The 11,541-nt window shown below is 48.6% G+C and carries 9 protein-coding genes; 4 read left to right on the forward strand and 5 right to left on the reverse strand.

The features are described from left to right. Positions 1–6 precede the first annotated feature (6 nt). Together traD and mobH are read right to left on the reverse strand one after the other, a co-directional pair. Complete coding sequence (gene traD, locus ABH008_RS21410) at positions 7–1,827, reverse strand: conjugative transfer system coupling protein TraD (protein ID WP_347987637.1); 1,821 nt, start codon at positions 1,825–1,827, stop codon at positions 7–9. Beyond that, positions 1,824–4,337 (reverse strand): MobH family relaxase, encoded by a 2,514-nt coding sequence (mobH, locus tag ABH008_RS21415; protein ID WP_347987638.1) that lies wholly within the window; start codon positions 4,335–4,337, stop codon positions 1,824–1,826. The genes traD and mobH overlap by 4 nt, the downstream gene beginning before the upstream one ends. A gap of 128 nt (positions 4,338–4,465) precedes the next feature. Here mobH and ABH008_RS21420 point away from each other — a divergent pair, with 128 nt between their 5' ends. Then, positions 4,466–4,975 (forward strand): hypothetical protein, encoded by a 510-nt coding sequence (locus tag ABH008_RS21420; protein WP_347987639.1) that lies wholly within the window; start codon positions 4,466–4,468, stop codon positions 4,973–4,975. Positions 4,976–4,984: 9 nt separating this feature from the next. Continuing rightward, positions 4,985–5,851 (forward strand): plasmid replication initiator TrfA, encoded by an 867-nt coding sequence (gene trfA, locus ABH008_RS21425; protein ID WP_347987640.1) that lies wholly within the window; start codon positions 4,985–4,987, stop codon positions 5,849–5,851. Positions 5,852–6,213: 362 nt separating this feature from the next. Here trfA and ABH008_RS21430 read toward each other — a convergent pair whose 3' ends face one another. From ABH008_RS21430 to mobI, 3 genes are all read right to left on the reverse strand, one after another. Continuing rightward, a complete protein-coding gene (locus ABH008_RS21430) occupies positions 6,214–7,557 on the reverse strand; it encodes a HipA domain-containing protein (RefSeq protein WP_347987641.1) in 1,344 nt (447 codons plus the stop codon). Next, positions 7,554–7,853 (reverse strand): helix-turn-helix transcriptional regulator, encoded by a 300-nt coding sequence (locus ABH008_RS21435; RefSeq protein WP_347987642.1) that lies wholly within the window; start codon positions 7,851–7,853, stop codon positions 7,554–7,556. The genes ABH008_RS21430 and ABH008_RS21435 overlap by 4 nt, the downstream gene beginning before the upstream one ends. A 159-nt stretch (positions 7,854–8,012) precedes the next feature. Then, positions 8,013–8,483 carry a conjugative transfer protein MobI(A/C) gene (gene mobI, locus ABH008_RS21440; protein WP_347987643.1) on the reverse strand — a complete coding sequence of 157 codons (471 nt, stop codon included), beginning with the start codon at positions 8,481–8,483 and terminating at the stop codon, positions 8,013–8,015. A gap of 524 nt (positions 8,484–9,007) precedes the next feature. On the opposite strand from mobI, the gene ABH008_RS21445 reads away from it, so the two are divergent. Both ABH008_RS21445 and ABH008_RS21450 read left to right on the forward strand, forming a co-directional pair. Beyond that, positions 9,008–10,030 carry a conjugal transfer protein TraF gene (locus tag ABH008_RS21445; protein ID WP_347987644.1) on the forward strand — a complete coding sequence of 341 codons (1,023 nt, stop codon included), beginning with the start codon at positions 9,008–9,010 and terminating at the stop codon, positions 10,028–10,030. Beyond that, positions 10,027–11,466, forward strand: a complete 1,440-nt coding sequence (locus tag ABH008_RS21450; RefSeq protein ID WP_347987645.1) for a conjugal transfer protein TraH — start codon at positions 10,027–10,029, stop codon at positions 11,464–11,466. Before ABH008_RS21445 ends, ABH008_RS21450 begins: the two co-directional genes overlap by 4 nt. The last annotated feature ends 75 nt before the right edge of the window (positions 11,467–11,541 follow it).

Consider the following 11,541-nt stretch of genomic DNA (forward strand, 5'->3'; position numbering starts at 1 on the left):
TCAAACCTATGTCTTATCCAGACTGGAGCGGAGTATGGGCAATCGCCCCTTGACGATTCGGCCACCAGATAATTTGGCGATGTAATGCAAGTCCGGTAGTTGCCCCAATAACTGCGGTGCGAACAGATCGCCTTCTTCCTCCATCAGTCTTTCACCGACATTGCCGGAAAATACCGTGGGATTAGTGGCGCTGGTGGCGACGCCCTGCGTGCGCATGATGTATTTCAGCCGGGTTTTCGGCAGATTGTCGGTGATGTACTCCTGCGTCTCACTGTCCATGATGCGCAATGCGATCAGATTATTAACGTTGCCCAGCACTTGCCGGGCTTTGTCCTGGGAACCTGTGCGGGCAGCAAAATCGGCAAAGGTTTGGGTGGCGATGAACAAGCGTATTTTGGCACCCCGACCTTTGTTCAAAACCTGAATAAAAGGATCGTTGATGACTTCAGCGGCTTCGTCGACAAACACATTCACAGGTCTGTCCGAGACGCCGTAGTTGTAACGGTCGCCGGCCACCGCAGCCAGATCGGCCAGCAAAATTGATCCAATAGCGCTGCCGACTAAGCCATCGGACAGTGAATCCAGACCGATATAGGTCACCTGGGCTTTCTCGATGATATGGCCGGTATTGGTTATAGGACGCAGATCATCGGCATCATTCGGATTCGGGGACAACAAAGGCCCCAATGGCCCTGAGGTCAGCATGTTCATGATTGGAATCAGGGAGGCAACCATCTTGCTGAAATGGGTACGATCATGTTCGAACAAGGACAAAAGGCCTTCCAGGTCCAGATTAGCCGCCTGATACTGTGCAACTTCTCTATAAAAGCGCACTAAACCAGCAGCTTTGGAATCGATGTCCTTGGCTGATTTTAGAAATGGTTTGGCTTCCTGCCGCCAATCGCCCAGTGCTTTATCGTAATAACGCTCCAGTGCCTGTATCACTAATGTCGATGGCCCGCCTTCCAGATAGCGGCGCAATTTCACTAAAGTGGGTCGTTCTTCTATCACCATCAGTCCTTGAATCACGTTATCTAAGGATTTCTGGCCAAAAGCCTTGAAGGGATCGTTGGTGTTTTCGCTCGGCAATATGGCGGTAATGCGGCTAGCAATTTCCGAAGCCCTATTAAAATTGTGCAAAGGATCGAGACGTACACTGTCTTCCGGAAAGGCCGGATGGAAATACACAAACCGGTCTGGCCGTTGAGCCAACTCACAAGCACGTTTGGCTGAGGCCATTAAATCTTTGTCGCCTTTAGGATCGATGATGATCACCGCTTCACCGCGCAATACCGCCTGAGTGACCAGCACATCGAATGCCCGCGTTTTACCTGCGCCGGTGGTGCCGACCAGTAAGGTGTGGCCTGCAGTATGCTGAATTGGTTGCCGAATATCGCTTTCCGAAATCTCCAACCCATGTATCCAGGCCGAGCCCATGCGTTGATGATCGGTTGGAATCAGGGTGGAGACATCGCGTTTTAAAATCTCATACGCCAATTGTGCGTGCTTCTGCACCCAATCAAAACCCCAGCCGAACCATAGTTCATCAGGGTGGCGTTTGACAGTCTGTATCAGTTTTTCCACATCAAGATATTGGAATTTAAACTGACTCAGTTGCCGCTTCCGGTACCAAAGACTGATGGTTGGTGGCAGACGCCATAACACCATCACGCCACAGGCGATCATCAACCAGTTGAAGGGTTCGTGCGGCAAACCCGACCAGCGGCTGGTCAAAAATGCCAGTCCAGCGCCGACTATCCAGCCAGCAATGGCAGTGACTTCAAAGATTGGCCGCCAAGGAAATTGGTAGTCGTAATCGGACTTCATGGCTTTATGTGTAATAGGAAACGACCGTCGACGTGGCGGCAGTCAGGGTGATTGTGGATTTCCCTCAGTAATAGAGATCGTTTCAAATTGGTATAAAATTTGGCATATTCAGAAATAGTGGCGTTGTCTATCTCACGCCAATTTTCTTCATCTGAAGTCTGGGCTGTTACTGGCAGTGATTTTAATATTTGTTCGATTACTGCCGTCGCCGCTAAGCTGTATGACGAAGTATTAAAATCTATCGGGCGATCGGATTCTGACTGGTCGGGGTAATCTTTAGGGTAAAGCTGCTCAGAATTTGGTAGTGGAGTTTTTAATTCTTTCAGTGTTGAATTTTTGCCGTCAGTGCTGCCAGTTCCGTTAGTAAGTTTGGTGAGCGCGGATGGTTGTCCACTATTTTGGAATTCCGGCTGACCTTCCTGATCTTTCGCCAACGTCTTTTGATTCTGCTGTTTGGCAGATGTTTCGATTGTTTTAGGCGCTGGATTGGTTTTTAGAGGCTTGGGCGATTTTGGTGCGGTTTCTTTAGCTTTCTGAACAGTTGTTTGTGTTTTTGGCTGAGTTGAGGTCAGTAGCAGTTTCAACATCGCGCTTGGTTCTGGAGCTAAAAGCACACCTCGCACTTCTTGAATAACTTGGACTTTACGCATCGGCGACAGGATGTCGGTGATGATCCAGCCTTGGTCATCTAGGGTTTTGATGAACAGATTGAGATCAACACCGATTTTCTGCGCAACGCCAGGGAATGAAAGTAACAATTTGTTTTGTGTCTCTAACAAATCCACGCCGATTTGCCAATGACCGTCGTTTATCTCCTGGGCAATTCTTATCAGCCATTCGCCAGCCACACCTTGATTTGAGAGCCATTTTTGGGCTGAAGCTGTATTTTTCTCAGTAAGTGCTGGTTTTTCCAGAACTCCATAGGCTTTACCGTTTTCAGCCTCGCTCGTAAGTGTTTTGGAGGTATTGCTTGTCTTATTTAACTTGGTTGATTTTGACGGAGGTTGATCGCTTTGGCTGGCGGCGGTGTTGGTTGATTCACTGACAGATAAAGGCGGCTCTACAGCAAGATTAGCCTCAGAGATAACCAACTGTTCCTGATTGTTTTGATTGGACTTGGGATTGATGAGAACTTGATTCTCCGCGTTTTCCAACTGACTATCCTGTATCTCGATTGGAATTATCACAGTTGGTTTGGCAATACTGTTTGTTACTTTAGCAACAGATGACTTTTTCTTGTCTGCTTGAGACGATACCTTGGCTGTCTCCGTTGTTGAAAATTCCGAGGCAACATCATCGTCAATTATTTCGATGCCTTCAATGACAACAGGTGGTTCATTGCTGAATATCAATTCCAGGGATGCCAGTCGTAACATGTAGAGGGTGTTATTTAAACCCTGCGGTTGCATGCGCCAGTAACGATACTGTCTACCATCCGCATAGATTTTAGGAATCGCCAGGCCGCGCTCGATCAAAATATCGGCCAAGGTATCTTCATCTCTTGGTATACCTGGGACTTTATCTTTGGCCAGGATATCGACAATATCCTGAGCACCGGTACGCCAGACGATATGCAGGCCTTCCTTGAAACGCCAGAGGCGGGCGCCTTTTTCGTTGGCAAGCCATTGCCCTGATTTGATCAGCCGGCGCATGGCATCGAACAGGTATTTTTCAATCGGCATACCCATAGCCGAATCCACGCTGTGGTAATGAGATTTCAAATCCCGCTCCACACTTCTGCAATCTGCGGAAATCACGAGTTCATAAAGTTTGGCGCCACGATCCAGACCGTTAATAGCTTCCAGCATGGCTTGCATGATTTCCGGACCTTGTTCCAGGATATAGCTTCTCGAACTGCGGGTGAGAACCCGCTCGATTACCAAAGCAGAAAATTGTTCATGGCGCTTATGCCGGTTTTCCCGCCAGCGCAGAAAATACCGGTCTATGCCATTTTGGGCTGCCCAGTCGTTGAGGTTTTCATCGCAAGGGTTCCAGATATGCTTGCCGTCTCGGTCAACCACCGCCATGTCGGAAACTGGTTTGCCGATGTCATGTAACAGTCCTGCAAAACAAACAGCCAGTCGCCAGCGTAATTCTAATTCCTTACGTGTTCTGGGTGTGGCGTCCGTGGCAAACAAACAACCCTGAGAAGCCAAAGTTGCCCAATACGCGACTTCTAGCCCATGCCGGAACAAGCCTCCAGCCCCTCGATGATGGTGGGATTCTGAGGCGGGCAGCAGATGACTGAAAGCGGCATAGCGGGCGATGACCGGCGCGGCAATGGTATGGTAGAGGTTGGACGGCAGAGCCAGTGCTTGCTCAATGGCTTGTATCAGTTCGGCTTGACTGGTCAGTATGCGATCGACAGGTGCAGCGGGTAAGCCCTTCATAAATGGCGGGTAACGCGGAATCTCTTCGTCGAGTACAGTCTGGACAATAGGTTGTACAGATCTGTCTCCGAACAGACGTTTGGCTAGGCGGCTCATGAAGTGGGTAGTAATCGATGTCATAACTCATGATCATGGCAAAAAATGACGTGCATTTTGCTGACGCAGCTTGTCATTTTGGGTCTCTGCGTCAGACAAATCATGTTTTTTTGTGGTTAGGGTAGTTGGCTTGCTTTTATTCAGGAGTCATTATGAAATCTATGTCCCCCATGGCCTGCCGCCTTATTTTGTGTTCGATGATCTGTACCGCTTGCGCCGATATGACCCAAGTCGTCACGCCAACCGATACACTTGCTGTCAGATCAAGTATCGGTGAAACGGTGATTGAATCGATTTTATCCAGTTCGATTCCTGAAACACCTTGGCGACTGGATAATGCCTGGCAAGGCGGAGAGTTAGTCGGTGCAGTTTTGCGAGCCACGTCCATTGAGCATGTTGTCAGGCAAAACGCAAAGCCACTATTTCAATCAGTAAAAACGAACGAAGCAGTTGGGATTGAACAACTAGCCCTGGTTGAAACCAATACTGCTGGAAAATTTGATGTCGATGTCACTGATCCGGAGATGACTGAGCGTGCCTGGCGAAAATATTGTCACCATCAACTCGACATGACAGCCGATGAGCACACCTTGGTTGCTCATACCCAAATTCCGCACAATATCCTGAACCGGGGTTGCAATCCCGGCAATCTGAAGAAGTAAGGGCGCGTTATGGATAACACAGATATCAACTCCATAGCGAATCTTACCGAGCGGTTCCAGCAATTGGCAGACCGCAAAAAAGCCAAACTGAAAGTCGTTGAACCCTTGGAGATGATACCAAGTTGGCCGACCAGTATGCGCGGCACGCCGAATGCCTGTTTGCGCAGTGCATTGTTTGCCGGCATTCAAGGTAATGAGCGTATTGCTTATAAAAAACGTACGTTGTTGGCTGCGGTCGATGGGATCGAAGTGCGGTATTTAGGCGTGCAATTGAATCAGTCCGATCTGGATGTCTGGATGCATATCGTGCATCTGTCCAGGCAGCAATTACCCGGATTCAATGTCACTTTCAGTGCGCATGCCATGCTAACCGCATTAGGCAGAAGTACCGGTAAGAGTCAGCATGAATGGCTGAAAGAATCCATGGCTAGACTCGGCGGCGCCTTTGTGGAAATGACCTTCAACGGCCGCGATACCTTTGGCGAAAAAGGTTTTCTGCGTTATCACCGGGATGAGCGTACTCAGCGTTACGTGGTCGAACTCACGGAATCGATGCTTCGGCTATTTGAGGATGGCTACACGTATATTGAATTTGCTCAACGGCAAAAACTGCGCAAACATCCACTGGCATTGTGGCTGCACGGATTCTTATCTTCACACGCAGCGCCTTACCCCTTAAAAATCACCACTATCCACCGTTTGAGCGGCAGTAGCGCCAAAACACTTAGGGATTTCAAATACCGGTTACGCAAAGCCCTGGATGCTTTGGTCGCGATCGGCACCCTGGAAAGTTTTGAAGTGGAGGAGGATTCGGTCAAGATCAAAAAACATCCAACCCCTTGTCAGAAAAGGCATTTGGACGGCAAACCCCACTAAAATGGCACGGCATTCGACCGACGCTATTTTGCGCCTGTTTTAGCTCATCGACACGGCATTCGACCGACGGGGATACGGCATTCGACCGATACAGGCACGGCATTCGGCCGACGGGGTAACGGCATTCGACCGACAGGCACGGCATTAGGCCGACGCAAAGCACGGCATTCGACCGACGTTTGACACGGCATTCGACCGACGCTCAGCCCGTTTTTTAAAATCGCCGCAGACCTTGTCAGGCAAGGCTTACAGCGATTTTGAAAACAGCAAAAAAATGGGTGCTAATCTATTTATAATCTTTTTTTAATCTTTATATAGGGATTTGTCATCTGTGGATAACTTTTAAGGTTAGAGTTTGGTATTCACAGTAACTTAGGAGACACTTTGGGTATTTCGGCGGCGATGTTATTGGCGTGTTCGCATTGCCGCAGCAGAATGCCTCCAATCCCGTCCAAGATAGGTTGCTTGGCTCCGTTTTGAATCAGTTCTATCTGTAATTTGGGCCAGACAGTGGAGATTTTGTTAGCCAACTGCTTGAGTTCGCGACTAACCAGTTTGGGATTGAGCCTGCATTCTTGAGCCATCAAAGCCCAGTCGTAGGCAGACAAATCCGTTGGATTGAAGTTATCGCCAATCGCCATGGCCAGCGTATCGGCGATTCGATCCTCTGCGTACAACAGGCAACAAACCAGATCATAAGCCGGGGCCAGACTCAATCCGCCGGCATCCATGAAAAATGACAGGTTTTTGCCATGCGCATCGGTGTTTCCGATCAAGACTTGAAAAATAGCCCACCGTAACAAGCCTACACGATCAACAGCGGGTTTCGAACTGGCTTGATCCAGTAAAGCAAACAGTTTGGGCAAGGACGCGCCCTCCCTTATATGCTGAACATCGCGGCCATCGCCATAAGGACGCTCGTATTTCATACTGACGCCTAAACCCAAGGCTTGGCAGCCATCAATGCAATGCAAACGCTGGATATGATCAGCCTGTATCACTCGATCAAAGCGCTGGATCAATACAATCGGTTCCGGTATCCATAGCATATTGGTTTCTGCCGTAGGTATACCGACCGCTTTAGCCAGTTTCATACACGCAAATTCATTGATGGTCATCCCTTTCAGGCGTGACTGGATAGGGTCTGGTTTGAGAATGTGGGTGGACGCCAACTGGTCGCCATCGACTAAATACCAATGGCCGTGTTTTTCGAGTACAGCGATTTTGTCCTGGTGGCCTGCAATCGATAATCGTACTTTACCGTCCCAAACTGTGAAGGCATCATCAGGGCGAGAACGGATACGCACTGACAATTCCTCTTGGGACAATAATCGCATGCTTGACGCGACTGGCTCAAGCTCCGTTTGAGTGGGGCGATCTGCCAGATTGATAGTCAAAGCACCTGCCGTTTCCTGACCTAAAGCGATCAGTAACCCCATTAAGTTGGCTTTTGAAACTTTGTTGGCCAATGCCGCATCATCCAAGGCTTGGCCTTCCGGCAACAGGTTCTGAAAAAACTGTCTCACGGCGGCGCTATGCTGTTCTGCTGAGATTATGCCAGTATCCAGGGGCAAGACTGGGCTAAGCGGAAATCGCTTTTCCTGACTTAACCAGTTTGCTGAATATTCGAACTGGTAAAGACCGCTATCGTTATCCACCCTTAGCCAACCAATACACTGTCCGTTGGCTTTGACTTCAAGTTTCATAGCGGGTTACTCGTTAAATCGGCCAAGCGTCGACGGGCGACATCGCGTTGCGAATTCGGCACGACCAGCAGTGACACACCCAAGGCTTGAGCGACTTGCAGAATTTTGCCAATACTCACGCCTGCTTTGCCGGCCTCGATATCCACCAGAGTCTGCAAGGCAACCCCAATGCTCAGAGCGGCATCTTCCTGCCTCAACCCTGCCTGCGTGCGAGCAGCGCGAATGGCCGCGCCTAATGTGACAGGGCTATCCAGGAAAGGATCGTCAGGAAAATTTGTAGGGATGACTCGTTTCATAAAATACTCCTATAGTATATTTATAAGTCTAATTATGAAGTCTGTCAACAAAAAATAGGTAATAGCGGATTTTATTGTTTTATTTCGAAAGACTGGATATAAAATATACAATATTAGAATTTTAGGTTCCCCGATTGACACCCTCAATATCACTTTTGTTCAACGTTCACGGTTTTGCGTAGCCTTACGATAGCTTTGCAGGGCATCGCGTATTTTGCCCAAGAGATCGATTTGTTTTCGAATATCGACAAATTCGGTTTCCAACTCTTCAACCAATTCCGCTTCCCATTCAGGCTCCCCTTGCAGAATACGCACCAATGGATAACGATAGCCTGGGCCTTTTTTGAGGTACTTAGCTATGGATTTACGCTGGCCGTTTTCGCGTATCATTGCCAGCTGAAACCACTCGATGCTGAATGAGAGTTTCTCCTCCCGGCGTCGAACCCGTACGCCTATTCGGCCACGCTGGGAAGTTTCGTGTTTTGATTGTTCAGCCTTCCAGCGTAACCAATAATCATCAACCAATAGTTGGGCTTCTGAGTGCAGCCGCTCAACTTTAGACTCAAGCCAAACCAAAACCTGTGCTTCAGTAAATTCGGGTGGCAAAATATTTGCTGTTTCAATTTTCATGATTAATCCCTAATACTTAACTATAGGGATTGAGTCCATCTATCCCTATAGTCTTTTTGACGTTAAAAAATGGGTGTTTTCCAGCCTAAATCTAAAAACCAAACCGCTAATTCCCTATGGAATTTCTGGAACTTAAATCCCTATTCCTATAGGGATTCTTACAATGGAATCGACCGGATTATCGAGGCTGTCGTCCCTATTCAAATTGGCAATTGGTCAATCCCTATTGAAAATTTCGCCTTCGAATTTTCTGTGCTTTTTACCATTCAAATCCCATATCTATAGGGATTGGGTTACTGCATTCCTATGCGGGATCACTGATCTTGATTCGCTTAAGAAACTAGGTGAATGTTGGGGAATTTTAAATCGACACTTTGAACAAATGGCTGACGCAGATAGCGAAAATCGCCACCTTTTGCAATCATCTTGCCTAGCATAAATTTGATGATTTTTGGATGACGTAGAGTGTTAATTTGCACTTCTGCGTCGGCAAATCAGTAGCGGAGATAATGGACAATTCGGCTATGAACCGAAACTACGCCCTATTACTGATTTTACTGACTTGGATGTTTCAGGTGTCTTCCGCCTGTGGGGACGAGGCTGTGGCTGAACCCGAGGTTTCGTATTTTGCCGACAAACAACGCGGCTGGTTTTGGTATGAAGTTCTGCCAGAACCGGTTTTAGGAAAGAAGCCTGAGCCTGATTTGCTAAAATCAGCGCCAAGTCAGTCCGAAACCAACGATAAACAGCCAAAGGTTGAAGTACCGCCGCCAACTCAAGCAACACAAATTCCTCCAGATGAACCCGCGCCATTATCTTCAGCCTGGCTTCGTAAAAACATGGAGAGCTATCTCAATCAAGCAATAGACGATCCCAGTCATGAGAATGTCGCGGCGTTCTATTACCTGCAACGGGTAATGATGGACAAAGCCGAACGCTTTACCAACGCCGCTCGCTATGTGGTGATGTCAGATCCGCAACTGGATGAAACGGTTCGTCGACCGATTGCGACTTATGCCGCCAATGAAGCCAATCACCAAGCCAGCGTTGCCGCAGAACGTGCTTTGAAAGATATTGCCGGACAAGCTGGAATCTTGTTTTTCTTCCGTTCGGATTGCGCTTACTGCCATGTGCAGGCACCGATCTTGAGCATGCTGGAAAGAGCCTATGGCTTCAAAGTTTATGCAGTGTCACTGGACGGATTACCGATGCCGAATGGCTTGTTTGGCAATTTTAAACTCGATAGAGGCCAGGCTGCTTTACTGGGTGTAGAACAGACACCAGCCATGTTCCTGATGAAACCGCCCAAGAAGATCGTGCCGCTTTCGCAAGGTGTGTTGTCGCTGGAGGAAATGACCGGACGGATTTTACTGGCCGGCAAGGAAGCCGGTTGGATCGATCCTTCCCAGTACCAAACCACCCAGGGTATTCGCTCCACCCCAATGTTGTTGCCAACTGCCGGCAGTATCAGTCCGACCACCGCACAAGATCCACTGTCATTGATCCAGGCATTGCAAAACAGTGCGCAATTTGGGAGTAACCCATGAGCAAACCGATTACAAAACGCGCTTTGATCTTGGTGTTATTGGTTCAGAGTTCAGTACCCGTCTATGCCGACTTGCAACAGGAAATGGATGGAATGTTCGGCACCATGACCAATTTCACTGCACCGACCGCGCATCTAGGTCAACGCCGGGGTGTGATTACCGGTGGCAGTTTAGTGGCTCGTAACGGAATTACCAACACCAACCTGATTTCTTTTGTGCCACCCTCATTCAGCGCCGGTTGCGGCGGCATCGATCTATTTGGCGGCAGCTTCAGTTTCATCAACTTCAACCAGTTTGTGCAGTTACTGCGTAACGTTGCCAGCAATGCCGCTGGTTACGCATTTCAACTGGCCATCGGAGCGATGTGTCCCTGGTGTGCCTCGGTGATGACCGATATGCAAAAGAAAATCCAGGAGATGAACCAGATGTTCAGTAATTCTTGCCGATTATCGCAAGGTTTGGTCAACGATACGGTGAAGGCGTTTGATTTACAGAGTAAAGCCAATCTGTCTAATGCTTCGTTCACTCAAGGCATCAGCGATGTGTTTTCCAGTTGGACCAATACCAGTACCCTGGGCGATCCGATACAGCAGATTAAACAAAACTCACCCAATGATCTCACACAAAAAATTCAAGGCAATTTAGTCTGGCGGGCTTTGGTCAATCAAAACGCCGGCGCCTGGTTTCGGTTTGGCGGCAATAGTTTGCTGGAAGCGGTGATGAGTATTTCTGGCACGATAATCGTCGATGCGCCTCAAGCTGCCCCGGACGGCAAGGGTGAAAACAATGCCATCAGTGCGCCGCCACCGATACTGAGCATCAAAGACTTGATGTACGGTAACGATGCTGGCAATAGCTATCAAACCGTGAACATGTACACCTGTTCAGATGGTCATGGCGCCGATCAATGTCTTAAACCCATTGTCCAAAACCTCAATTTGATCGGATTGAAACAAAGGGTGATGGATATCCTTTTGGGTTCGGCCACTACCGGCAATGGTCTGATCTATAAATTCTCGACTAATACCGGAACCATCACGGCCACCGAGCAAGCCTTCATGCAAACCGTGCCGGACGCAATTGGCGGCATGATCCATAACCTGGCTCGTGAAGATGCCGGGATTGCCAAACTCTGGGCGGAAGAAGCGGCACCGGTGATCGCTTTGGAAATGGCGCAATTGATCGTCAATGACACCCTCAGTGCAGTACAGGCTGCCGCCCAAATGAACGACCATGCCTATGCCAAGTTGCTGATGGATTCATTGCGGGTCGCCCGCGAACAGATCCAGGACGAATACGTGACTATTGCCGGCCGTTACGGAAATCCGCAAACATTGATGGCGTTTTATCAGCAATTGATGAATACGGTCAAACCCCGCCAGTATGGTTCTGTGACTCAGCTACCTGCATCCGCCGCTGCTTGGCCAAGCCCTTAGACATTGCAGGTTATGACCTCTATAAACCAAACACCCAGTCATATCGTGCCCCTGCTTAAATTACATTTTCCATAT

It is taken from the genome of Methylomonas sp. AM2-LC, assembly GCF_039904985.1.
Classification (GTDB): domain Bacteria; phylum Pseudomonadota; class Gammaproteobacteria; order Methylococcales; family Methylomonadaceae; genus Methylomonas.